The organism is Thalassospira xianhensis MCCC 1A02616, assembly GCF_003326475.1.
Lineage (GTDB): Bacteria > Pseudomonadota > Alphaproteobacteria > Rhodospirillales > Thalassospiraceae > Thalassospira > Thalassospira xianhensis.
In genome coordinates this window covers 61,947-85,154 of the sequence record NZ_JPWA01000021.1, presented here as the reverse complement: position 1 = coordinate 85,154, position 23,208 = coordinate 61,947, and the positions used below count along the sequence as shown (strand labels likewise).

General features: G+C 56.6%; 23 protein-coding genes. 9 read left to right on the top strand and 14 right to left on the bottom strand.

From position 1 onward, the window contains the following. The 6 genes from TH5_RS16550 to TH5_RS16520 all read right to left on the bottom strand — a co-directional run. Positions 1-442 (bottom strand): Rossmann-fold NAD(P)-binding domain-containing protein (locus tag TH5_RS16550; protein ID WP_483030203.1); only part of this gene is annotated, 442 nt, incomplete at its 3' end. A gap of 271 nt (positions 443-713) precedes the next feature. Next, complete coding sequence (locus TH5_RS16540) at positions 714-1,877, bottom strand: Gfo/Idh/MocA family protein (protein WP_114122763.1); 1,164 nt, start codon at positions 1,875-1,877, stop codon at positions 714-716. Positions 1,878-1,913: 36 nt separating this feature from the next. Further along, positions 1,914-2,969, bottom strand: coding sequence for a sugar phosphate isomerase/epimerase family protein (locus tag TH5_RS16535; protein WP_114122762.1), 1,056 nt, complete (start codon positions 2,967-2,969; stop codon positions 1,914-1,916). A gap of 157 nt (positions 2,970-3,126) precedes the next feature. Next, positions 3,127-4,095 (bottom strand): ABC transporter substrate-binding protein, encoded by a 969-nt coding sequence (locus TH5_RS16530; protein WP_062949568.1) that lies wholly within the window; start codon positions 4,093-4,095, stop codon positions 3,127-3,129. A 64-nt stretch (positions 4,096-4,159) separates the two neighbouring features. Next, on the bottom strand, positions 4,160-5,173 hold the full coding sequence (locus tag TH5_RS16525) for an ABC transporter permease (protein WP_062958675.1): 1,014 nt from the start codon (positions 5,171-5,173) through the stop codon (positions 4,160-4,162). Beyond that, positions 5,166-6,719, bottom strand: a complete 1,554-nt coding sequence (locus TH5_RS16520) for a sugar ABC transporter ATP-binding protein (RefSeq protein ID WP_114122761.1) — start codon at positions 6,717-6,719, stop codon at positions 5,166-5,168. The genes TH5_RS16525 and TH5_RS16520 overlap by 8 nt, the downstream gene beginning before the upstream one ends. A 186-nt stretch (positions 6,720-6,905) precedes the next feature. Between TH5_RS16520 and TH5_RS16515 the strand changes: the two genes are divergently transcribed. After that, positions 6,906-7,937 (top strand): LacI family DNA-binding transcriptional regulator, encoded by a 1,032-nt coding sequence (locus TH5_RS16515; protein ID WP_114122760.1) that lies wholly within the window; start codon positions 6,906-6,908, stop codon positions 7,935-7,937. A gap of 13 nt (positions 7,938-7,950) precedes the next feature. On the opposite strand, the gene TH5_RS16510 is transcribed toward TH5_RS16515, so the two are convergent. From TH5_RS16510 to TH5_RS16500, 3 genes are all read right to left on the bottom strand, one after another. Continuing rightward, a complete protein-coding gene (locus tag TH5_RS16510; protein WP_114122759.1) occupies positions 7,951-8,436 on the bottom strand; it encodes a VOC family protein in 486 nt (161 codons plus the stop codon). Between the two features lie 129 nt (positions 8,437-8,565). After that, positions 8,566-9,156: a TetR/AcrR family transcriptional regulator gene (locus tag TH5_RS16505; RefSeq protein ID WP_114122758.1), complete on the bottom strand. Its 591-nt coding sequence runs from the start codon at positions 9,154-9,156 to the stop codon at positions 8,566-8,568. 7 nt (positions 9,157-9,163) lie between these two features. Continuing rightward, positions 9,164-9,637, bottom strand: a complete 474-nt coding sequence (locus tag TH5_RS16500; RefSeq protein ID WP_062949580.1) for a nuclear transport factor 2 family protein — start codon at positions 9,635-9,637, stop codon at positions 9,164-9,166. 521 nt (positions 9,638-10,158) lie between these two features. Between TH5_RS16500 and TH5_RS16495 the strand changes: the two genes are divergently transcribed. Then, positions 10,159-11,256 carry a carboxynorspermidine decarboxylase gene (locus TH5_RS16495; protein WP_114122757.1) on the top strand — a complete coding sequence of 366 codons (1,098 nt, stop codon included), beginning with the start codon at positions 10,159-10,161 and terminating at the stop codon, positions 11,254-11,256. A 51-nt stretch (positions 11,257-11,307) separates the two neighbouring features. Beyond that, positions 11,308-12,549 (top strand): saccharopine dehydrogenase family protein, encoded by a 1,242-nt coding sequence (locus TH5_RS16490; RefSeq protein ID WP_114122756.1) that lies wholly within the window; start codon positions 11,308-11,310, stop codon positions 12,547-12,549. 54 nt (positions 12,550-12,603) lie between these two features. Here TH5_RS16490 and TH5_RS16485 read toward each other — a convergent pair whose 3' ends face one another. Then, entirely contained in the window at positions 12,604-13,041 is a 438-nt protein-coding gene (locus TH5_RS16485; protein WP_062949586.1) for an Lrp/AsnC family transcriptional regulator, read from the bottom strand. Between the two features lie 213 nt (positions 13,042-13,254). Between TH5_RS16485 and TH5_RS16480 the strand changes: the two genes are divergently transcribed. Next, positions 13,255-13,500 carry a hypothetical protein gene (locus TH5_RS16480; RefSeq protein ID WP_114122755.1) on the top strand — a complete coding sequence of 82 codons (246 nt, stop codon included), beginning with the start codon at positions 13,255-13,257 and terminating at the stop codon, positions 13,498-13,500. A 68-nt stretch (positions 13,501-13,568) separates the two neighbouring features. After that, entirely contained in the window at positions 13,569-14,723 is a 1,155-nt protein-coding gene (locus TH5_RS16475; RefSeq protein WP_114122772.1) for an iron-containing alcohol dehydrogenase, read from the top strand. Here the strand turns inward: TH5_RS16475 and maiA are convergent. From maiA to hmgA, 3 genes are all read right to left on the bottom strand, one after another. Next, positions 14,720-15,376, bottom strand: a complete 657-nt coding sequence (gene maiA, locus TH5_RS16470) for a maleylacetoacetate isomerase (RefSeq protein ID WP_114122754.1) — start codon at positions 15,374-15,376, stop codon at positions 14,720-14,722. The two genes, TH5_RS16475 and maiA, sit on opposite strands and share 4 nt — an antisense overlap. Continuing rightward, on the bottom strand, positions 15,373-16,392 hold the full coding sequence (locus tag TH5_RS16465) for a fumarylacetoacetate hydrolase family protein (RefSeq protein ID WP_114122753.1): 1,020 nt from the start codon (positions 16,390-16,392) through the stop codon (positions 15,373-15,375). The genes maiA and TH5_RS16465 overlap by 4 nt, the downstream gene beginning before the upstream one ends. A gap of 64 nt (positions 16,393-16,456) precedes the next feature. Continuing rightward, the gene (gene hmgA / locus TH5_RS16460; protein WP_114122752.1) at positions 16,457-17,827 is read right to left on the bottom strand and encodes a homogentisate 1,2-dioxygenase; all 1,371 of its coding nucleotides are present in this window, start codon (positions 17,825-17,827) and stop codon (positions 16,457-16,459) included. A gap of 79 nt (positions 17,828-17,906) precedes the next feature. On the opposite strand from hmgA, the gene TH5_RS16455 reads away from it, so the two are divergent. Further along, the gene (locus TH5_RS16455) at positions 17,907-18,335 is read left to right on the top strand and encodes a MarR family winged helix-turn-helix transcriptional regulator (RefSeq protein WP_114122751.1); all 429 of its coding nucleotides are present in this window, start codon (positions 17,907-17,909) and stop codon (positions 18,333-18,335) included. Here the strand turns inward: TH5_RS16455 and TH5_RS16450 are convergent. Further along, positions 18,292-19,206, bottom strand: a complete 915-nt coding sequence (locus TH5_RS16450) for an IclR family transcriptional regulator (protein ID WP_114122750.1) — start codon at positions 19,204-19,206, stop codon at positions 18,292-18,294. The two genes, TH5_RS16455 and TH5_RS16450, sit on opposite strands and share 44 nt — an antisense overlap. Before the next feature lie 176 nt (positions 19,207-19,382). Here TH5_RS16450 and TH5_RS16445 point away from each other — a divergent pair, with 176 nt between their 5' ends. From TH5_RS16445 to TH5_RS16435, 3 genes are read left to right on the top strand one after another with little or no spacing between them, the layout of a single operon-like run. After that, complete coding sequence (locus TH5_RS16445; protein WP_114122749.1) at positions 19,383-20,441, top strand: TRAP transporter substrate-binding protein; 1,059 nt, start codon at positions 19,383-19,385, stop codon at positions 20,439-20,441. Beyond that, on the top strand, positions 20,438-20,974 hold the full coding sequence (locus TH5_RS16440) for a TRAP transporter small permease (RefSeq protein WP_114122748.1): 537 nt from the start codon (positions 20,438-20,440) through the stop codon (positions 20,972-20,974). The genes TH5_RS16445 and TH5_RS16440 overlap by 4 nt, the downstream gene beginning before the upstream one ends. Continuing rightward, entirely contained in the window at positions 20,974-22,287 is a 1,314-nt protein-coding gene (locus TH5_RS16435; protein WP_114122747.1) for a TRAP transporter large permease, read from the top strand. Before TH5_RS16440 ends, TH5_RS16435 begins: the two co-directional genes overlap by 1 nt. The last annotated feature ends 921 nt before the right edge of the window (positions 22,288-23,208 follow it).

Sequence of the window (23,208 nt, the reverse complement as noted above, 5' to 3'; positions counted from 1 at the left end):
TCACCTGCCGCCCGACCATGAAGGCCGGCGACCAGAAATCCCATTTCCCGGCCCGCACCATCGCATCGCCTTCCGCACCACGCCGGGCCGCACCCAGCATGCACAGCATCGCGATCTCGGCCGTCGCATCGGAAAGCACATCGGGCGTATTGGTGACCGTGATCCCGGCCTTCTTTGCGGCCTCCAGATCAACATGGTCAACACCGACCGAATGATTGGCAATGATCCGCAACCGATCACCAAGATCGGCAATGACATCGGCACTGAAATGTTCGGAATGGCAGGGAAGAACCGCGTCAACATCCTGACAGCGCGCAATCAGCTCATCACGCGAAAAGACGTGATCCGCGTCGTTCAGAATGACCTGATAATCACGCGCCGCACGCGCCTGGACCGCATCGGTCAGGCGCCGGGTGATCAGTAGCACAGGCTTCTCCGCCATCGTCTACTCCCTGTTTCCTGCATGGATTGCAGTTTTCTTTATACCGCATTGAAACACTTTCGCGGCAGATAGAACAATAGCATATCAACCCAACAGGGTGACTTTTCCACCAGATGGAATACCAGACCGCTTTGCCCGTCATCGCAAAATCCCCGGACGCCCCCTTTCCGTAACGGCACCCGGCCATAAAAAAGCAGGCGGTCGATCACAAGGATCGCCGCCTGTTTCTCCCCAGATGTTCCAATTTGCGTGGTGGTCCCGTTTCCGGAACCTAAAAGCTGACCCACACAGCGCCACGCTGGCTGGAACGGACCACTGCCTCGACAAATTTCATGCCTTTGACGCCTTCATTGATCCCCGGGATCAGCATCGATGCCGGATCGGCCTTGCCATTGGTAATCCGCGCGATCAGCTGATCGGCGAAATCGGTGTAAAGATTGGCAAAACCTTCAAGATAGCCTTCGGGGTGGCCCGGCGGTACGCGGACCCCGCGCAATCCGGCCGATCCGATCCCCGCCCCGCCGCGGGTCATCAGTTCCGGGCGACCATCAAGCGGGCGGAAATGCAGATGGTTGGGATGTTCCTGCGCCCATTCAATGCCGCCCTTGTCGCCATACACCCGAAGCCGTAACCCATTTTCATGACCAATCGCCACCTGGCTTGCCCATAGCATCCCGCGCGCACCATTATCGTAACGCAGCAGGATCTGGACGTTGTCGTCAAGCTTGCGGCCCGGCACGATGGCATCGATATCCGCGCACAGCTCCGAAATCTCAAGCCCGGTGACAAAATCGGCAAGGTTATGGGCATGCGTTCCGATATCGCCCAGGGCCCCACCCATCCCGGCCTTGGCCGGATCGGCCCGCCAATGGGCCTGCTTGTTGTCGGTATCCTCGACACGGGTCGCCATCCAGCCTTGCGGATATTCAACCTGCACCAGACGGATATCGCCAAGCTTGCCATCACGCACCATCTGGCGGGCTTCGCGCACCATCGGATAGGCGGTGTAATTATGCGTCAATGCAAACAGCAGCCCGGTTTCACGCACCTTGGCCGCCAGCAATTCGGCCTCTTCAACATTCAGGCAAAGCGGCTTGTCACAAATCACATGAATACCGGCATCCAGCATCGCCATGGCTGCCGGGAAATGCAGGTGGTTTGGCGTGACAATCGCGCAGGCATCAATGCCATCCTCGCGGGCGGCTTCCTGTTTGGCCATGTCGGCAAAACTGTCATAGGACCGGTCGGGTGCAATAAACAGTTCCGCCGCCGATGCGCGTGCAATATCGGGTTTGGACGACAACGCCCCCGCAACCAGTTCGTAGCGATCATCAAGGCGGGCGGCAATGCGATGCACCGCGCCGATAAACGCCCCCTGTCCGCCGCCAACCATGCCAAGGCGGATGCGCCGCGCCGGATTTTTCGTCTCAGTCATGTCAATCTCCGTCCTGAATGGTTTTTAACCGCCGACTTAATCAAGCCCCAGCAGGCGCCGATTGGTTGCCTCGTCCGTACCGCCATCGGCGAAATCGTCAAACGCCTTTTCGGTCACGCGGATAATGTGGTTGCGAATGAAATCGGCCCCTTCGCGCGCGCCGTCTTCGGGATGTTTAAGCGCGCATTCCCATTCCAGCACGGCCCAGCCATCAAAATCAATCGCCGCAAGCTTCGAAAAGATCGCGCCAAAATCGACCTGCCCGTCGCCAAGCGACCGGAACCGCCCCGCACGCCCGACCCAGCCCTGATAACCGGAATAAACGCCCTGTCGCCCGGTCGGATTAAATTCGGCATCCTTGACATGGAACATCTTGATCCGGTCGGCATAGATATCGATGAAATCAAGGTAGTCCAATTGCTGCAAAACAAAGTGGCTCGGATCATAAAGGATGTTGCACCGCGCGTGGTTCTTGACCCGTTCAAGGAACATCTCGAATGTTACGCCATCAAACAGGTCTTCACCCGGATGGATTTCATAACAGACATTGACGCCATTTTCCTCGGCCACATCAAGGATCGGCAACCAGCGTTTCGCCAGTTCATCAAACGCGGTTTCAATCAGGCCCGCCGGGCGTTGCGGCCAAGGATAGACATAGGGCCAGGCAAGGGCACCTGAAAATGTCGCATGATCGCCAATACCCAGATGGCGTGATGCCTTGATCGCGGCCTTGACCTGATTGACCGCCCATTCCTGGCGCGCCTTCGGGTTGCCGCGCACTTCGGGGGCGGCAAAACCATCAAACATCTCGTCATAGGCCGGATGCACCGCCACAAGCTGCCCCTGCAAATGGGTCGAAAGCTCGGTGATCTCGACACCATGCTCGGCCAGAATACCCTTGGCCTCGTCACAGTAATCCTTGCTTTGGGCAGCCTTTTCGACATCGAACAGGCGCTTGTCCCAGCTCGGGATCTGCACCCCCTTATAGCCAAGCGACGCCGCCCAGCGTCCGATATTGGAAAGGCTGTCAAACGGGGCCTCGTCCCCGGCAAACTGGGCAAGGAAAATCGCCGGTCCCTTAAGCGTTTTCATACTGACCTCGTGTGGTTTTTTCCGGGTGGCCCGGATGTCATCTGGTGACGAAAGTGATGTGAAATTCGAACCCCGCCCGGCCTGTCGTGACAGGGCGGGGTTCCTTCTGCTTGCTCGCGTTTATTCAACAACGCCAATTCGCATCAGAACAGCCGGATCAGAACGGGCTATCCGGGAAATAGAAGTTCTCGGCATTTTCCTGGGTCACGACGGTCGCCCCCAGAATGTAACGGCCTTCGACCGCCGCATTGGAAACGAACTTCATCGCGGTGATATCCATCGCGGTTGCGATCATCGATGGCGGATACAGAACGTCAATCGGGGTCAGTTCATCGCCATCCATCACGCGCTTGATGATGTCCTTCATGCCAGCCCCGCCAACGATGAACAGTTCATCGGTCCGGTCTGCCTGCTTGACGGCTTCGATCACGCCAAGCGCGATGTCATCATCCTGCGCCCAGACAGCATCGATTTCCGGGAAGCGCGACAGGAAATCCTGCATGACTTCATACCCGTCATCACGGTTCCAGTTGGCGTGCTTCATATCAAGGACCTCGATATCCGATCCTTCGATTGCCGTCATGAAACCTTCGACGCGTTCTTCGTCAATCACGGTCGGGATGCCACGCAGGATGACGATCTTGCCTTTGCCATCCAGACGCTCCTTGATGTATTCGCCCGATACACGGCCGAGTTCCGGGTTGTTACCCGCAACATAAACATCCTCGATCCCCGGCAGGGAAAGACCACGGTCAACCACGGTCACAAACTTGCCCGCTTCCTTGACCTGCTGGACCGGCACGGTCAGCGGATCGGATTCAAACGGCAGAACCACCAGTGCATCGATATTCTGAACCGATACCAGATCTTCAAGATCGTTGGCCTGTTCACCCGCACCATTGGCGGTAACAACGATGATATCAAGGTTCGGATAGGTCGCCTCAAGGCGCTTTTCGGCCTGTTCCGCGTGGTAGTTCAGACCACCGGCCCAGCCATGGGTCGCCGCCGGGATCGAAACCCCGATCTTTACCTTTTCCTGTGCCAGTGCCGTGGTCGATGCCAAGGTCGATGCAAGACCAAGACCCACAACGCAGGCCGCCCCGAGAAACTTTGTAATCGTTTTCATTCAAGCTTCCTCCTGATCAAAAAATGATTCTGTACGTCATCTTGAGCCGGACGTTGATCGCCGGTTATTTGCTTTTCTTGCGTCGCCAGTCCCCGCGTTGCAGGAACACGGCAACGATAATGATCAAGCCCTGAACAGCCCCGTTCAGGTAATTGCTGATCGCGTCAGTAAGGTTAAGGATATTGCCAATCGTGGTCAGCATGATCGCACCAACCACCGTGCCCCAGATGCGGCCATAACCGCCCTTAAGCATCGTGCCGCCGATGATCACGGCTGCAATCGCTTCAAGTTCCCAAAGAACACCGGTCGAACTGGATGCGGAACCAAGGCGGGGCACATAAATGATGGTCGCAATCGACACACAAAGCCCCTGAATGACATAGGTCATCGTCTTGACCCGGTCGACATGGATCGCGGAATAGCGCGCTACCTGCTCGTTCGAGCCGATGGCAAAACATTTCCGCCCGAACGGCGTCATGTTCAGCAACACATAACCGGCAACCGCCACCGCAAGGAACACCAGAACCGGTACCGGAATGCCCAGCAATTCGCCGTAATAAACCGGGCGATAGGTCCCGCGCACCTCGAAATCCAGCGACAGCGTGCCGCCATCGGCCATATAGGTCACAAGCGACCGGTAAATCCCCATCGTGCCAAGTGTGACAATGAAGGCCTCGATCTTGCCCTTGGTACTGACCAGCCCGTTGACCGCCCCGGCCCCGATACCAAGAATGATGCTTAACACGATCCCGATCAGAACGGTTTCAAGCCCCGGTCCGAGTGTCTCGACCAGCGTATTCATCACGACAATCATCGCACCGGATATGAACGCCGCCATCGAACCAACCGAAAGGTCGATCCCGCCCGCCGTAATCACAAAGGTTGCGCCGACCGCGATAATGCCGATGAAAGCCGCACGGGTGAAAATATTCGAAAGGTTGCCGCCACTCAGGAAGGCGTCATTGATCGCCGTTCCCAGGACAAACAGCACCACAAGGGCCATAAACGGGCCAAGTGCCTTGAAATCGATGGAAAAACGGGGCGAGGCACTTGCCTCGCGGCGCTCAAGGCTACTCATGAACAGACACTCCCTCCTGGCCTGAAATTCCTGTCGCGTGCCGCATGATTTCATGTTCGTTGCGATCGTTTCCTTCAAGAATGCCGGTAATGCGTCCGGCCGCCATGACCGCGATGCGGTCCGACAGGCCAAGCATTTCTGGCATTTCCGACGACAGGAGAATGACGGATTTTCCGCGATCGGTCAGACCGCCGATAAAATGGTAAATCTGGCTTTTGGTGCCGATATCGATGCCGCGTGTCGGCTCGTCGATGATCACGATATCCGGATCGGTTTCCATGACCTTCGCCAGCAACAGCTTTTGCTGATTGCCACCGGAAAAATCACCGACCTTGGCCTTGCTGTCGGCCGCCCGGATGTCAAACGCCTCGATTGCTTTTTCAAGGGCGGCTTCTTCCGCCTTGCGGTCAACAATCACACGCCCGAACTTTTCCAGCGCCAGCAGGGTCAGGTTGGGTCGCATATCCATATTCAGCAGCAACCCGCTGCCTTTCCGGTCCTTGGTCAGATAGGCGATGCCGCTGTTTTTGGCATCCTGCAAACTTGCGATCCGCACCGGCTTGCCATCGCGTTCAATCGTCCCCGACGACCGTTCGCGAAGGCCGATAATCGCCTCCATCAAGGCGGTGCGTCCCGCCCCAACGATCCCGGCAAAACCAAGAACCTCGCCCTTATGCAGGTCAAAACTGGCATCTCGCACATGTCCGGGCACCGAAAGATCGCGCACCGATAAAACAATCGGCGCGCTGGTATCCGATACCCGATGCGGGAACATCTGTTTGATGTCGCGCCCGACCATCAAACGCGCCATGTCATCCTTGCTCAGGTCAACCACCGGCTCGGTCACGATGTGGCGGCCATCGCGCAGCACGGTGACGCGGTCGGCAATGGCTTTGATTTCGTCAAGCTTGTGGGAAATATAAAGGATCGCGACACCCTGTTCGCGCAAACGCCGGATCTGATCAAACAGGATTTCAACCTCGCGCCCGGTCAGAACCGCGGTCGGTTCGTCCAGGATCAGGATATCGGCCTTTTTGCTCAGCGCCTTGGCAATTTCGACCATCTGGCGATCAGAAACCGAAAGATCACGAATACGGGTCCGCGGATCGACATCGCATTGAAGCTGTTCCAGAAGCTTTTTGGCCTCGGCGCGCATCGCGGTTTTATCAAGGAACCAGCCGCGTTTGATTTCGCGACCGAGGAAAATGTTTTCTTCAACGGTAAGCTGCTCGGCAAGGTTAAGTTCCTGATGGATCAGGATCACCCCATGCCCTTCGCCCGCCTCGCTATCGGCAAAGCTTATGGATTTGCCATCAAGGACAAGCTCGCCCTCGGTCGGCTCGTGATAGCCCGACAGGATTTTAACCAGCGTTGATTTGCCCGCACCATTTTCGCCCAAAAGCGCGTGCACCTCGCCTGCATGCAGGTCGATGGACACATCGAAAAGCACCTGTGCCGGGCCAAATGATTTGCAAATCTTCCGGCCGGAAAGACGCACTTCGCCCCCGATACCGGGATTAACGGCATGAACAGCCGCATCCGTCATTTATGTAGCCTCCCTAGCGTCGCATTGATGCGATCAACTTTTGATTGCCTCTTGTGTAAACGTTTTCATTAATTATGTAAACCTTTACATTTTTCATATGGTGATGAAAATCACACCGGTTATCAGGGCCCTTGCCGCGCCATCAATGCCGCTGGACAGCTTGCAAGCGGCAGAGTAGGAAGAAGAATGATCGAAAAAATCGCGACGATTGAAGATGTTGCCGAACATGCCGGGGTATCCATTGCCACCGTCAGCCGTGCCTTGCACAAACCCCATGTGGTTTCCGAAAGCACGCGCGAAAAAGTGCAAACCGCCATCGCCGCGACCGGTTATACCGCCAATGTCATGGCCCGGAACCTGCGCCTGAACCGGTCGGGCATGATCCTTTTGCTGGTCCCCGATATCGGAAACCCCTTCTTTTCGGAAATTCTGTCGGGAATCGAACAGGGGGCCAGCAAGGCGGGCTACAACGTCCTGATCGGCGATACCCAGAACGAACCCGAACGCGAAGCCACCTATGCCGCCTATCTGCGCAGCAATCAGGCCGACGCGATGATCCTGCTAAACGGGCGCCTTCCGGCACCGCTTGCCAATACCCCGCGCGGGATCATTCCGCCCGTCGTCATTGCATGCGAACGCATTCCGGGTTGCAACCTGCCGACCGTGATCATCGACAATGAAAAGGCTGCCTTCAGCGCGACCAAACATCTGCTCGACCTCGGCCACAGCCGCATCGCCCATATCGCAGGCCCCGCCAGCAACATCCTGACGACCGACCGCGTTGCCGGCTATCGTCGCGCGCTGGCCGAAAGCGGCATCGAAGCAAACCCGTCCCTGATTTACCGCGGCGATTTCTCGATTGAATCGGGCATTTCGGCGGCGCGTGCCCTGCTTAAAGACAGCAAAAACCGCCCGACGGCGTTTTTCTGCTCATCGGACGGTATGGCAATCGGCGTCATTGTCGCGGCCAAGGAACTTGGCCTTCGCGTGCCCCACGATGTCTCGGTGGTCGGTTTCGACGATATCCATCTGGCCGCCAATTACGACCCGCCGCTCACAACCGTGCGCCAACCGCGTCGACGATTGGGTGAACAGGCGATTTCGCTGCTGCTGGCCCGGCTTGATAAAACCGGCGCCATCCCCGGACCGGCGGAAAACCCGGTCATTGTCCCGACCGAACTGATCATCCGCCAAAGCACCGGTCCCTGCCCGGCTTGACCATAAAGCCTGATCAGCGATTGGCGATCTTCTGCCATTCCTCATAAACCGAACGTGCCCGATCTTCGTGATCGTCACTGTATTTCGGCTGATCCGCGGCAAAGATTTCAAACCGGATGCCGTTCGGATCACGGATGAACAACCGGCGCGATTGCCCGTCATCCTCGTTATGGTAAACCACCTTGTGCTGGAACAAATGGTTCTGCCAGGCAATCACATCACGCGGCGTATCGCACCGAAGCCCGATATGAAACACGTCATTGGGCATGTCGGGATCATCGGGATACGGCCCGGTATCGGCTGGCCAGTCAAAGAATGACAGCCGCGTTCCATCGGTCAGTGCAAAGGTAATCAGCAGATAATCGCTTTTCCACGACGGACTGTAACCGCTTTCGGCATGGACAAGCCGCGCCTTTAGAACACGGGAATAAAAATCATCCGTCGCCGCAAGATCGCGGGTCGGAAAGGCCAAGTGATCGACACTGACGGGTGCAGGCATGGACGCCTCCTCATTTGTCGCTTGGAGTGATTTAAATCATTATAAAACTTAATCATCGCATCCCGATGATCAAGGGCCGCACGACTGTCAATTTGTCATTTTTTGATACCGTGATGGTATCACACCCCGTCAGGGTCCCGTGCGCCCGTTTCCCTGATCTGGTCCCGCCAGCAACCCGGTTTCAACCCGCGCCATGGCGCGCTCAAACACCGCCGTGTCGTCCAGCGCACGCGATAAAACAAGCGCCCCCTGGATCGATAAAATCGCATCTTCGGCAATGTCCGATGCCCGGTCCGCATCATGCCCGATCCGCACAAGCGCCTGCTGCAACGACCGCTGCCAGACCGCAAAATAATCGCGGATTGCGTCTGAAAAACGGTCACGCACATTATCAAGCGCAAAGGCCCCGATCAGGCACACCCGCTTGCCCGACCAGAAATAGGTCGCAACCGACCGGCACATTTCCAAAATCGCCGCCCGCGGGTCATCCCCGTCACGCAGCGGCTTGTAAACCGCATCCTCGAACCAGCCATCGATCTCGCGAAGCACTTCGGATGCCATCTCCTCTTTGCCACCCGGAAAGAAATGATAAAGACTTCCCTTTCCCAGACCCGTCCGGCTGGCAATCAGCGAAAGGCTAGCCCCCTCATAGCCATACTCGCGGAAAATCTCCGCAAGGACGGGAATAACATCGGAACGCTCCGCGATAATCTTTGGCATGGCTTACTTATAATCCCAGATCGGACAGGCCCGGATGATCGGCCGGGCGCGGCCCCGAACGGTCCCAGAAGAATTTGCGGTCTTCTTCGCGGATCGGCATGTCATTGATGCAGGCAAACCGGCGATGCATCTGGCCATTCTCGGCAAATTCCCAATTCTCGTTGCCATAGGCCCGATACCAGTTCCCGGAATCATCGCGATACTCATAGGCAAAACGCACCGCGATCCGGTTGCCGTCATGCGCCCACAGCTCTTTGATCAATCGATATTCCAGTTCCTTGTTCCATTTGCGGGTCAGAAAGGCAATGACCTCCTCGCGACCATTGGCAAATTCCGCACGGTTCCGCCAGATCGTATCAGGCGTATAGGCCAGCGACACCCGCGCCGGATCGCGACTGTTCCAGCCATCTTCGGCCATGCGGACTTTCTGGATTGCGGTTTCCCGCGTAAAGGGCGGCAAGGGTTGGCGTAGCTCACTCATCGTCGGCTCCATCAGCTTTATTGTACCAATCGGTAAACATTTATCCATTCGGTACAAAAAAGCAATAGCGCAGATGCCATCGCGGGCTTTTTGCCCCGCAACCATGCAAAATCCGCGATTTGGTGATACTGTTGGAAATCCGGCTTGTGCAAAGCCCCGCACGGCAGGCCCAAGTTTCACGAAACGGAAACCTGCATCTGATCGCCACCTGTTTCCCTATGGAATCAAACTGTTACCCTTGCAAATCCTGCATCAAAAGGCCCAAAGGCCCCGGTAAATTAAAGGCCACGCGATCAGACAATGTGGTCACACTGTTGACCCGTATGCGCCCCGCTGCTATTGGGTCGCGGCGCATGCGATACAGGCACAAAGTGCCTTCGCATCGATGGTATGAAATTCGTTGGCGCAAACCGGGCTTGAATGCCGAACCTTGCGGGGAATGTTTGCCGGTCGACGGACGTTTTCCGTGTTGTCTTTTCGGTCCCTGAAAACAGGGCCTTCGGTCGAGGAACCAGAATACGATGCCGCATACGCCTTATTATCTGATCGATAAATCGAAACTGCTGCGCAACATGGAAAAGATCGCCTATGTGCGCGAACATTCCGGCGCAAAGGCGTTGCTGGCATTGAAATGCTTTGCAACCTGGTCGGTCTTCGATTTCATGTCGGACTATATGGATGGCACGACATCCTCGTCGCTGCACGAAGTCAAACTGGGCCGCAAGAAATTCGGCAAGGAAACCCATGCCTATAGCGTGGCCTATGCCGATTCCGAAATCGACGAAGTCATCGAAAACGCCGACAAGATCATCTTCAATTCCATCAGCCAGCTTAACCGTTTTGCCGATGCCGCATCGGGCATCGTGCGCGGCCTTCGCCTGAACCCGCAGGTTTCAAGTTCCAGCTTCGATCTGGCCGATCCGGCCCGCCCGTTTTCGCGTCTTGGCGAATGGGACGTCACCAAGGTCGAGGCCGTCATGGACCGCATTTCCGGCTTCATGATCCACAATAACTGCGAAAACGCCGATTTCGATCTGTTCGACAACATGCTGGGCGATATTGAAACCAAATTTGGCTCGCTTCTGTCGCGCGTCGAATGGGTTAGCTTGGGGGGCGGCATTCACTTCACCGGGGACAATTACCCGCTTGATAAATTCTGCGCCCGGCTCAGGGCCTTCTCGGAAAAATACGGCGTTCAGGTTTATCTCGAACCGGGCGAAGCATCGATCACCAAAAGCACCACCCTTGAGGTCACCGTGCTTGATACGCTGTTCAATGGCAAAAACCTTGCGATTGTCGATAGCTCGATCGAGGCCCACATGCTCGATCTTCTGATCTATCGCGAAACCGCCAAGATTGAGCCGAACAAAGGCGATCATGCCTATATGATCTGCGGCAAGTCCTGCCTTGCCGGTGACGTTTTTGGCGAATTCAATTTCGCAAACGAGATCAGGGTCGGCGACCGCATTTCCATTCAGGATGCCGCCGGTTACACCATGGTCAAAAAGAACTGGTTCAACGGTGTCGGCATGCCGTCCATCGTGATCAAGGAACTCGACGGCAGCGAACGCGTTGTACGTGAGTTCACCTTCGATGATTATGTTTCGAGCCTTTCGTAAAAAGGCGCTTTGGGTTTCATCTATTCGTAAAAAGGGAGTTTTTGGCCCGAAATGAAGAAGAATGTTCTGATTATCGGCGCAGGTGGCGTCGCACAGGTGGTCGCGCACAAATGTGCACAGCATAATGATGTGCTTGGCGATATCCATATTGCGTCGCGTACTGCGGAAAAATGCCAGAAAATCATCGACAGCATTCATGAAAAGAAAAACCTGAAGAATGCCGGCGTTCTCGAAGGTCATGCGCTTGACGCAACCGATATCGATGCCACCGTCGCATTGATCAAGAAAACCGGCTGCGAAATCGTCATCAATGTCGGTTCTGCCTTCATCAACATGCCGGTCATGTCGGCCTGCATCAAGGCGGGCGTTGCCTATCTCGACACCGCCATCCACGAAGAACAGGACAAAATCTGCGAAACCCCGCCATGGTACGCAAATTACGAGTGGAAACGCCGTGAAGAATGCGAAAAGGCCGGTATTACCGCGATTTTGGGCGTCGGTTTTGATCCGGGCGTGGTCAATGCCTATGCCAAACTGGCGGTCGAGGATTACTTCGACAAGATTGACTCGATCGACATCATCGACATCAATGCCGGCAGCCACGGCAAATATTTTGCCACCAACTTCGACCCGGAAATCAATTTCCGCGAATTTACCGGCACGGTTTATTCCTGGCAGAACAACGCCTGGCAGGAAAACAAGATGTTCGAGGTCAAGAAAATCTGGGACATGCCGGTTGTCGGCGAAAGCCAGACCTTCATGACCGGCCATGACGAAGTTCATTCCCTCTCACAGAATCTGGACGTGCCCAATGTCCGTTTCTGGATGGGCTTTGGCGATCACTACGTCAATGTCTTTACGGTCCTGAACAATATCGGCCTGCTCTCGGAAAAACCGGTCACGACGGCCGAGGGCCTCGAAGTCGTGCCGCTCAAGGTCGTCAAGGCCTGCCTGCCCGATCCAAGCTCGCTCGCACCCGACTATACCGGCAAAACCTGCATCGGTGATCTGGTGAAGGGCAGCAAGGACGGCAAGGAAACCGAAGTCCTGATCTATAACGTCGCCGACCATAAAGACGCGTACGAGGAAGTCGGAAGCCAGGGCATTTCCTATACCGCTGGTGTTCCGCCGGTCGCAGCCGCCATGCTGATCGCCACGGGCGAATGGGATGTGAAAAAGATGGCAAATGTCGAAGAACTGCCATCCAAACCGTTCCTGAACCTTCTGAACGGCATGGGTCTTCCGACCCGCATCAAGGATGCCAATGGCGACCGTGCGCTTGATTTCGCCTAAGCCATAATCCTGATGATCCAAAATGCGAACGGCGGGCTTTGGTGCCCGCCGTTTTTATTTAAGCGACCCCAGAACCGCGAGGCTTTCATAGCGCTTGATATAGGGCTCATGAAAAACCCGGTCCACAAACGCGCTATATTCATCCATATCGGCCACCTGAATGCGCAGCACGAAATCATGCGCCCCGGTCACATGATGGCATTGCACGACTTCGGGCATTTTGCCGAATTCCTCGCGCATCAGCATATAGCGGTCCGGCCGGTCGCGATCCATGGTCAGCAAGACAATGATCATCATCCGTTTGCCAAATACCTTTGGCGACACAATCGCAACGTCGCGTTCGATCACGCCGGTTTCGCGCAAACGCTGCACCCGGCGAAGGCACGCCGCCGATGACAATCCCACCTGTGCCGATAATTCGGTTCCCGTCAGACGACTGTTCTGCTGCAACAGTTCCAGCAGGCGATAGTCGAATTTATCAAGTTCAGTCAAAATGCCCCTGCCCCAAACGCATGGTCTTGAATACTCCCGAAACAATGACCGAACCGGACCGATAAGAAAAATCGTTTTTACGCAAAATTTGCGGAAATTTCGCACGCTTTTGCGATCTTTGCGCACCGAAATCGCATCAGGGGGGCTAATTTTTACCTGTGTTCGAAACCGATTTCGAACCTCATTAGCAAAGCAAACTAGCGAGCCAGCATCATGACAATGCACATCACGACCAACTCCCTCGCCGCCACCGCCCCCCATGCCGGGTCGACCGCGAATGCGTCGTTCGGCACGGTTGTCTGGCGCTGGCTCGTCCTTTCGATCCGCCATATCGCAACACAGCGCAAAATCGCGCGCGATGCCGCATGGCTGCGCCAATCCCCGAACGCCATTCTGCGCGATATCGGCATCAATCGCGACGAGATTGATCAGACCTGCCGACATGGCCGCCTGAAATAGCGTCTTGCTGCCGGGCCGGATCCACGGCACCCTTGCTGTCAAAACAAATGATCAGTCAGGGAAGCCAGATGTCCGATTTCATCTTCGAAACCACCCCGCGTGCAATCTGCCGGTTTGGCGGTGCACAGGAACTTGGTAAACTGTGCGCCGAAACCGGGGCAAAACGCGCCTTCATCCTAAGCGATCCCGGCCTTGAAAAGGCCGGGCTGACATCCGGCCCCTGTGCCTCCCTCCGTCAGGCCGGGGTCGATTATCTGCTCTGGACCGGCGTGCAGGCCGACCCGCCCGAGGAAAGCATCCTTGAAGCCACCCGTCATGCCCAGGAATTCGGTGCCGATATTGTCATCGGGCTGGGCGGCGGCAGTTCGATGGATACCGCAAAACTGGTGGCACTGCTATGCGGCAAACCGCAAAACCTTGCCGATATTTACGGGATTGGTCTGGCAACGGGCCCGCGCCTGCGTCTGATACAGGTCCCGACGACGGCTGGCACCGGGTCCGAAGTCACCCCGATTTCCATCGTCACCACGCCGACATCGGAAAAAAAGGGTGTCGTTTCCCCGCTGCTCTATCCCGATCTTGCACTGCTTGATGCGGAACTGACCATGGGCTTGCCTGCCCCGATCACGGCCGCGACGGGCATCGATGCCATGGTGCATGCGATCGAGGCCTATACGACAAAACACAAGAAAAATCCCCTGTCCGACAGCCTCGCCATCCGGGCATTGCAACTGATGACAGCCCATATCGACGACGCGATTTCGGCAAATCCCGGCCGTGCCGCGCGCGAAGCAATGTTGCAGGGATCCATGATGGCCGGAATGGCATTTGCCAATGCCCCGGTCGCAGCGGTCCATGCGCTGGCCTATCCGCTGGGCGGGCATTTTCACGTGCCGCACGGATTATCCAATGCCCTCGTCCTGACCGAGGTCCTCAAATTCAACCGCGATGCTGCGATGCAACATTATGGCGAGCTCGCCAGTGCCGTCATGCCGGACCAACGCTTTTCCAGCGATGCCGAGGCATGCGACGCCTTCATCGCCTTTATCGCGGCAATGGTCGCGCGCATGCCGTTTGCGCAAAAACTGCGCGATGTCGGTGTCGCAGAAACCGACCTTGATATGCTTGCAACCGATGCCATGAAAGTCGAACGGTTGCTGATCAATAACCCGCGCGAGGTCACGTTTGACGATGCCCGCGCGATTTATGCCCGCGTTCTTTAATCCCTCGGCTTTGCAAGATCAGGATGGGCGCGTGCAAACGCGTCCATCGCAAGGCACCGTTCGGCAATGCGATTGACCATCGGAAGGTGGCTTAAATCAACCTCCCACCGCCGGGCATTATATATCTGCGGGATCAAACAGATATCGGCCATTGATGGCCGATCCCCATGGCAAAAGCTGCCCGTCCCCGGATGGTCCAGAAGCCGCTCGAACGCCTCAAGCCCCTCGCCGATATATTTCCCCATCCATGCCAGCCGCACCTTCGCCGGATCTTCGCCGTGGGCTTCGGCCTGCTTCATGACATTGCCGACAACACCCAGATTGCAGATCGGGTGAATATCCATCGCAATCGCATGCGAAAGCGCACGCACCCGTTGCCGCCCCACCGCATCCTTGGGCAGGAACCCTGCATGGCTGCGGGTCTCATCCAGATATTCGATGATCGCGAGTGACTGCGTCAGAACAAGCCCATCAATCTCAAGGGCCGGTACCAACCCCTGAGGATTGCGCTTGCGGAAATCGGGCGCTTTATGCGCCCCCGCCAGAAGATCAACCGCAACGGATTGATACGCCATATCCATCAGCGAAAGTGCAATCCTGACCCGATAGCTGGCCGAAGACCGCCAATAATCATACAGGATGACGTCGCTCATGGTGCGTACTTCACGACACTCTGGTCAATCGCCCCAAAGATCGACTGACCATCGGCATCAAGCATCTCGATCCGCACCCGATCACCAAACTGCATGAACGGGGTTTCCGGTTTGCCATTTTCAATGGTTTCGATCATGCGGATTTCGGCAATGCAGGAATAACCCGCCCCACCCTGTGCCACCGGCTTGCCCGGACCACCGTCAAGCTTGTTCGAAACCGTACCCGACCCGATGATCGATCCCGCACAAAGCGGGCGGGTCTTGGCGGCATGCGCGATCAGTTGGGCAAAATCAAAGGTCATATCGACCCCGGCATTGGCCCGCCCAAACGGCTTTTCATTCAGATCAACGCAAAGCGGCAGGTGTACCTTGCCGCCATCCCACGCATCGCCAAGCTCATCGGGCGTCACCGCCACCGGCGAAAAGGCCGAGGACGGCTTGGACTGGAAGAAACCAAACCCCTTGGCAAGTTCACCGGGGATAAGGCCCCGCAACGACACATCATTGACCAGCATGATCAGACGGATCGCATCGCGCGCCTGATCAATCGATGCGCCCATCGGCACGTCACCGGTGATAACGGCAATCTCGCCTTCCATATCAATGCCCCATGCCGTATCGGCCATGCGGATATCATCACGCGGTCCCAGGAAACTGTCCGAACCACCCTGATACATCAGCGGATCGGTCCAGAATGTTTCGGGCATTTCCGCCCCGCGCGCCTTGCGCACCAGTTCGACATGGTTGACATAGGCCGACCCATCCGCCCACTGAAACGCACGCGGCAGGGGTGAATGCAGCTTGGTTTCATCAAGCGCGAAACGTTTGGCAATCGTCGATCCGGCGGCGATTTCATCGGCCAGTTCTTTCAGGCGCGGTGCAACTTTATCCCAGTTATCAAGCGCTGCCTGCATTGTCGGCGCAATCGCGCTGGCATCGACATATTCTTTAAGGTCTTTGGTCACCAGCACAAGCTGGCCGTCACGGGTGCCGTTTTTAAGGGTTGCGAGTTTCATCGGTTTTTATGCCTCCGGCATTCCTGTCGTTAAGTCCTGTGATGTTCTTTTTACCGGTCGCCGTTTACGGGCGACCTTCCGGCGTGCCATCAAATTTGCGTTCCAACCCGTCCCAGCAGTCAAGATAATCATCCTGAAGCGTTTCAAGTTCGGCGGCAAATTTCGTCAGTTGCTGCGGAAAACGGGTTTCAAACATGAAGGCCATGGTGCCCTCAAGCTTCTGCGGACCAAGCTCCCCGTTCGATGCCTTTTCAAAACCGAACGCATCCGGCCCATGGGGCAGCATCATGTTATGCAGGCTCATGCCACCGGGAACAAAACCCTTTTCCTTGGCGTCATACTGACCACAAATCAGCCCCATGAATTCCGACATGATATTGCGGTGATACCATGGCGGGCGGAAGGTATGTTCCGCCACCATCCAGCGCGGCGGGAAGATGACAAAATCAATATTTGCCGTTCCGGCCTCGCCCGACGGTGCGGTCAGCACGGTAAAGATCGACGGATCGGGATGATCAAACAGGATCGCGCCCACCGGCGAAAATGTCCGAAGATCATATTTGAACGGGGTATAGTTTCCATGCCACGCCACAACATCCAGCGGCGAATGCCCGATCCCGGTTTCATGAAACTGCCCGCACCATTTGATCAGGATACGGCACGGCGTTTCCTTGTCCTCATAGGCCGCAACGGGCGTTTTGAAATCACGCGGATTTGCAAGGCAGTTGGCCCCGATCGGCCCGCGTTCCGGCAGGGTGAATTTCGCCCCGTAATTTTCGCAAACATAACCCCGCGCGCCGCCATCAATCCCGGGTGTTACGATCGAAACCTTGAACATCATGCCCCGCGGGATCAGCGCGATTTCAAGCGGCGCGACATCCATGATGCCAAGTTCGGTAAAGATGCGAAGCGTGCCGCTTTCGGGCACCACCAGCAATTCGCCATCCGCATTGAAAAAATAATCATCCACCATATCGGTGTTGCACACATAAACGTGGCTTGCCATGCCGGTCTGGGTCATGGCGTCCCCGGCCGTGGTCACCGTGCGCATACCGGAAATGAAATCGGTTGGTTCGGTTGGCATCGGCACCGGGTCCCAGCGCAACTGACCAAGTGCAAGGCTATGGTCATTCACACACGGGGCGGTTTTCCATTCCGGAAGGGCAAAGGATTTGAACCGCCCGTTATGGCGCACGCTGGGTCGCATGCGATAAAGCCACGACCGTTCATTGGTGCCGCGCGGCGCGGTAAAGGGCGACCCCGAAAGCTGTTCGGCATAAAGCCCATAGGCACATTTCTGCGGGCTGTTCTGCCCCTGCGGCAAGGCACCGGGCAGACTTTCGGTTTCAAAATCATTGCCAAAACCGGGCATGTAACGCAGATCGTTCGCAACGCCGTTTTCGGCATTTCCCTTGGTAACGTTGTGATCCGTCATTGCCTTTTTCCTACCAATCTTCGATATAGTTACATCCGTAACTGTAATTTTTGTAACTATCAAACAGCCTTTTAAAGCCATGAAATCCGAATTCGATCTGCACCGCTTTCTGCCGTTTCTGATGCATCACGCCAGCGAAAAGGTCAGTCTTGGCTTCCGCGACATCTATCGCGACCGATACCGGATGACGCGGTCCGAATGGCGGGTTCTGGCAACCCTTGGGCAATATGGCGCACTAACCGCAACCGAAATCGTAACCCATACGGGGCTTCACAAAACCAAGGTATCGCGTGCCGTTTTTTCCATCGAACAACGCCGCTGGCTCCGACGCGCCCAGAACGAAAATGATCGTCGCGTTCATCGCCTTGAACTGACCTCACAGGGCCAATCGGCCTTTCAGTCACTGTGCGAGGCGGGCGTGGCCTATGACAAAAAGGTCCGCGATTTTCTGGGCGATGCGGATTTCAAACGCCTTTCCGACCTCCTGACAAAGCTGAATGACCTTTAACAAGTACTGTTTGAATGGCGTCGGCCTCATCACGCGGCTTCCCGCCCCAGCTTTGGGTAAAATCGGCAATCGCGCGTAAAAACACATCAAAGGCCGGTTGCCCCGGCTGAAAATAATTGGCCTTCGGGTTCATCAGGGTCACGCAACACGCCACCGCCCCGTCCAGATTATAGACCGGCGCACTGATCGCCGATAAGCCCGGCACGATATCGCCTTCGATCACCGCCGCACCGCGTTCGCGTGTCGCGGCAATCAGCCGATCCACCGTCGCATCATCCCAATGCAGGATATCCTGCTCGGCCCGGATCACATGCTCGATCGCGCTGCGCGGCATGGTCGATAAAAACGCCTGCCCGGTCGCGGACCGCAATAACGGCATCACCGTGCCAAGCCCCATGGTCGATATGATCGGCGGGCCACCATGTTCGGTCCGGATCAGGACCGGCCCCCGCTCGCCCCAGATCGCCAGATGCCCGGATGACCGCAAATCAATCGCCAGATTGCGCAAAAGCCTTCCGGCGCGCATCACCACATCATTGCGTTCAATTGCCGAAATAGCCATCCGCAACGCCATCGGCCCGAGGCCATAAAGCCCGGTCTGATCATCCTGCCAGGCAAGACCGATCCGCACCAGGCTCGCCAGATAACGATGAACCTTGGCCGGTGGCATATCCACCGCCGCCGCCAGATCCTTTAACGGCACCGGGAATTTGAAATCGCACAATGCCGCGATAATTACGCCACTGACCTCGACCGACTGAATGCCTTTGCGCGTATCCGCAGCATCAGCGGCATCAGCGGCATCAACCGCGTCCGAAATATCGATGTCGCTATCCGCAACCGGGATGTTTTTCGATGGGGCTTTGGTCAAAATTTACCTGCATAAATTTCATATTGCGTAATTGATTATATATATCATAATTCCAATTCAAAGAAAAAACAGCACTCCACACCGATGATCAGAACGTGGAAAGCCCATCAGCGGCCGTGATGCGCCCTTGGCACCGGACCGATCAAAAGCACGATCAAAAAAACAGGGAGAGGAACATGAAACCGATGAAACTTCGCAACACACTGCTTGGGCTTCTGGCCGGGGCAACCATTCTGGCCGGTGCGGGCATCGCACAGGCCGCCGACATCACGCTGAAGGTCAGCCACTATCTGCCGCCAAGCCACGGCTTCCAGAAAGACTTCCTCGAAAGCTGGGGCAAGGAACTTTCGGAAAAAACCAACGGCAAGGTCGAAGTCGAAATTTATGACGCGACATCGGCCTTTGGCAAAATCGACCGTCAGGCCGATCAGGTCCGCGCAGGTGTGATGGATATGGCCGTGGGCCTGAACGGCATCCCGCGTGACCGCTATCCGGCCGCCTCGATCATTGAACTGCCGTTTCTGGTGAAATATGCCGATTCCGGGTCCGAAACCCTTTGGACGCTTTACAAGGAAGGCCTGCTTGGCAGCGACTATAACGACTTCAAGCTCCTTGCCCTGTTCACCCACCCAGGCGGCCTGATCCACACCCTTGATAACCCGGTTCGATCCCTTGACGATCTCAAGGGCCTTCGCCTCAGAACGCCAAGCCCGGCGATTTCGGCCATGCTGGAATCCTTTGGCGCATCCCCGGTCGGCCTGCCGCCATCGGCGATTTACGAAAACCTGCAAAAGGGCAATATCGAAGGTCTGGTTGCCACCTGGGATCTGGTCAACGCGGTCAAGGCCAACGAACTGCTGAAATATCACACCGATGCCGCAGCCTATACCGCCGGCTTCTATTTCGTGATGAACCAGAAAAAATATGACAGCCTGCCCGATGATGTCCGTGCCGCCATTGACGAAATTTCCGGCGACGTCCTTGTCGGCAAATTTGGCGACTGGTGGACCAAATGGGAAGCCGTTGGCAAGGCCAATGCCGAACAGCATGGCAATGAAATCATCACGATTGATGACGCCACCCGTGCCAAATGGCAGGAAGCATCCCAGCCGATGATCAAGGAATATCTGGCCGGGCTGAAGGAAAAGGGCGTCTCCGACCCCGACGCCATCTATAAACGCGCGCAGGAACTGATCGCGGAATTTGATGCCAAATATCACGCTGGCGACAAATGACGCATCACGCTGAAAAATCCGGTGGATCGCGGCTTTATGCCGCGGTCTGCCACATTGATCACTTCATGAACCGGCTGACCGACATTCTTGCCTTTGTCGGCATGGCGGCCCTGATCGGGGCGATTGCCATTGTGGTGATCGATATCGTCTGGCGGCGCATTGGCGGGCAATCGCTGGTGGGGGCAGTCGACCTGACCCAGTTTTGCGTCATGGCCGCCGCCTCATGGGCCATCCCCTATGCCTTTAGCGCCCATGCCCATGTCACCGTCGATCTGATCGGCAAGAACCGCCTTCGCATCCTGTTTAAAACCATTGATCGATTGATCCCGCTTTTATGCGCCGGGCTGATGGCCTTCCTGCTTTATCTGTCATGGGGTCGCGCGATGGAACAATGGACCTATGGCGATGTGTCGCAAAACCTTGCGATCCCGATGATCCTGTTCTGGGCCTTCCTTCTGACCGGCATGGCGATCTCGACACTGGTGTGTCTTGTGCAATTTCTAAAACTGCTTTTAACGGACGAGAAGAGCTGATGGCGACGGAATGGGCGGGATTGATTGGGTTTGTGGCGGCACTCGCACTGGCCCTTTTGCGTGTACCGGTCGCGGTCGCAATGGCGGTTGTCGGCATCATCGGCACCTTGCTTCTGACCGACTGGATGTCGGCAAGCTACGTCATGGCAAGCCTCCCGTTCGAGGCGATATTCCCCTATGGCCTTTCGGTGGTGCCGCTGTTCATTTTCATGGGCGTGTTTGCCTCCCATTCCGGGCTATCAGGTAATCTGTTTCGCGGCATTACCGCATTTTCCGGCCATCGACCGGGCGGCCTGGCCGCATCCAGCATCGGGGCCAGTGCGGTATTTGGTGCGATTTGCGGCTCATCGCTTGCGACCTGTGCCACCATGGGCCGGGTCGCCCTTCCTGAAATGCGCGAACGCGGCTATGCCAAAAGCCTTGCCGGGGCATCGATTGCCGCGGGCGGCACGCTTGGCGTCCTGATCCCGCCCTCGATCCTTCTGGTGATTTACGCCCTGATGACCGAACAATCCATTGGTGCCCTGTTTGCCGGTGCGATGATCCCGGGCCTTCTGGCCACGGTACTTTACATCGCCTCCATCCGAATTCAGGTCATGCGTAATCCTTCCCTCGCCCCGGTCAGCGACTATGTCCCCTGGTCACAGCGCTGGGGTGCCTTGCTGCGCATGTGGGATGCCATCGTCTTGATCGTTCTGGTAATCGGCGGGATTTATGCCGGCCTGTTTTCCCCCACAGAAGCCGCGGCGGTTGGTGCCGGTGGTGCCCTGCTGTTTGCGTTTTTGCGCAAACGCCTGAACTGGACGGTTTTACGCACCGGCATTCGCGAAACCGCCGGCATGACCGGGATGATTTTCCTGATCCTGATCGGGGCGGCGCTGTTCAACTTCTTCATCGAAACCAGCGGCCTGACCCAAACTCTCGTGGACTGGATCACCACACAGGGCTATTCACCGCTTGTCGTGCTGATAGCACTTCTGGTGTTTTACGTCGTGCTCGGATGCTTCATGGACAGCCTTTCCATGATCCTTCTGACGGTGGTGCCTGCATATGGCGTGATCACCGGCGTCGGCTATGATCCGGTCTGGTTCGGGGTTGTTCTGGTATCGGTTGTTGAAATCGGCCTGATCACGCCGCCGATTGGCATGAACCTGTTCATCATTCAGGGCGTGTCATCGGACATGACAATCACCACCCTGTCCCGCGGCATCCTGCCCTTCCTCGCCGCCGATATTGTCCGCGTCATCCTGATGGTCGCCATCCCCGGTCTGGTCCTGTGGCTGCCGCATATTCTGGGGTTTGGGGCCTACTAGGGATCAGGCCCCGGCTTGACCGGTTTCGGTCCATACCGGAAATGCAGCCCAACCAAGGACAACGACGTCATCGCATGGCAGGCACAAATCCTGCCATCGATGCCCGACCTCCCGACATGCCCGAATGCACCATCGGCCTGCTGGCAACCAAGCAAATCCAATCCCGACTCCATCCAACCCCAGACCGCTGACAAAGCATTCCCAACCAGATCGTCATTCCCGCGAAGGCGGGAATCCAGTCTCTTTCAATCGGGCACGGATTCCGGGTCTGCGCTCCGCTGCGCCCGGAATAACGATTTGATCAATCACCAAGCCAATCCAGCCACCCCGCAGCCCCCGGCATCGCCAAACGCCACCGACCGGGTGGGCCAGACGAAAGCGGACAGGACGAGACGGGGATGAACTGAACCGGGCAGCACCAGACCGGCCTCGCCCCAGTCCCCGCTGCCCCAAACAAAAATTTCTGGCTTTCGATGGACGGCGAAAACGCACCCCACCCCAAAGGCAAGAACACTGCCGCATGGCAGGCACAAATCCCGCCATCGATGACCGGCCTTTCGGCATCTCCGAACGATCCATCGGCCCGCTGGCAATCAATTCCGCCAGCCAATCCCGGCACCCCGGCCAACCGATCCAGTGCCGACCCAATCCGGGCGCAATTCGGGCCCGCTGATTCTCGGCATTATCACGCTTCACCGACCGGACTGAACTGGACCGACTTGGCCCCGGCTCCCGCTGCTCCGAACAAACGCCCTTACCCAAAGGGCACACCTCTCCCGTCATGATAAACAACCGTTTTTCGTAAATTTCCCGCGGCTTTACGGCCCGGACGCACCACCGCCGTAATGACTTTTCCATGCGCCATTCACGGCCCGTTGGCGATATCGCCATCGCCCTTTCAGACGATCAGATCGCTGCCCC

Bases quoted from the DNA above. Each gene is read 5' to 3' on its own strand.
- TH5_RS16540 (WP_114122763.1), bottom strand. From the start codon at position 1,877: ATGACTGAGACGAAAAATCCGGCGCGGCGCATCCGCCTTGGCATGGTT.
- TH5_RS16535 (WP_114122762.1), bottom strand. From the start codon at position 2,969: ATGAAAACGCTTAAGGGACCGGCGATTTTCCTTGCCCAGTTTGCCGGG.
- TH5_RS16530 (WP_062949568.1), bottom strand. From the start codon at position 4,095: ATGAAAACGATTACAAAGTTTCTCGGGGCGGCCTGCGTTGTGGGTCTT.
- TH5_RS16525 (WP_062958675.1), bottom strand. From the start codon at position 5,173: ATGAGTAGCCTTGAGCGCCGCGAGGCAAGTGCCTCGCCCCGTTTTTCC.
- TH5_RS16520 (WP_114122761.1), bottom strand. From the start codon at position 6,719: ATGACGGATGCGGCTGTTCATGCCGTTAATCCCGGTATCGGGGGCGAA.
- TH5_RS16515 (WP_114122760.1), top strand. From the start codon at position 6,906: ATGATCGAAAAAATCGCGACGATTGAAGATGTTGCCGAACATGCCGGG.
- TH5_RS16510 (WP_114122759.1), bottom strand. From the start codon at position 8,436: ATGCCTGCACCCGTCAGTGTCGATCACTTGGCCTTTCCGACCCGCGAT.
- TH5_RS16505 (WP_114122758.1), bottom strand. From the start codon at position 9,156: ATGCCAAAGATTATCGCGGAGCGTTCCGATGTTATTCCCGTCCTTGCG.
- TH5_RS16500 (WP_062949580.1), bottom strand. From the start codon at position 9,637: ATGAGTGAGCTACGCCAACCCTTGCCGCCCTTTACGCGGGAAACCGCA.
- TH5_RS16495 (WP_114122757.1), top strand. From the start codon at position 10,159: ATGCCGCATACGCCTTATTATCTGATCGATAAATCGAAACTGCTGCGC.
- TH5_RS16490 (WP_114122756.1), top strand. From the start codon at position 11,308: ATGAAGAAGAATGTTCTGATTATCGGCGCAGGTGGCGTCGCACAGGTG.
- TH5_RS16480 (WP_114122755.1), top strand. From the start codon at position 13,255: ATGACAATGCACATCACGACCAACTCCCTCGCCGCCACCGCCCCCCAT.
- TH5_RS16475 (WP_114122772.1), top strand. From the start codon at position 13,569: ATGTCCGATTTCATCTTCGAAACCACCCCGCGTGCAATCTGCCGGTTT.
- maiA (WP_114122754.1), bottom strand. From the start codon at position 15,376: ATGAGCGACGTCATCCTGTATGATTATTGGCGGTCTTCGGCCAGCTAT.
- TH5_RS16465 (WP_114122753.1), bottom strand. From the start codon at position 16,392: ATGAAACTCGCAACCCTTAAAAACGGCACCCGTGACGGCCAGCTTGTG.
- hmgA (WP_114122752.1), bottom strand. From the start codon at position 17,827: ATGACGGATCACAACGTTACCAAGGGAAATGCCGAAAACGGCGTTGCG.
- TH5_RS16455 (WP_114122751.1), top strand. From the start codon at position 17,907: ATGAAATCCGAATTCGATCTGCACCGCTTTCTGCCGTTTCTGATGCAT.
- TH5_RS16445 (WP_114122749.1), top strand. From the start codon at position 19,383: ATGAAACCGATGAAACTTCGCAACACACTGCTTGGGCTTCTGGCCGGG.
- TH5_RS16440 (WP_114122748.1), top strand. From the start codon at position 20,438: ATGACGCATCACGCTGAAAAATCCGGTGGATCGCGGCTTTATGCCGCG.
- TH5_RS16435 (WP_114122747.1), top strand. From the start codon at position 20,974: ATGGCGACGGAATGGGCGGGATTGATTGGGTTTGTGGCGGCACTCGCA.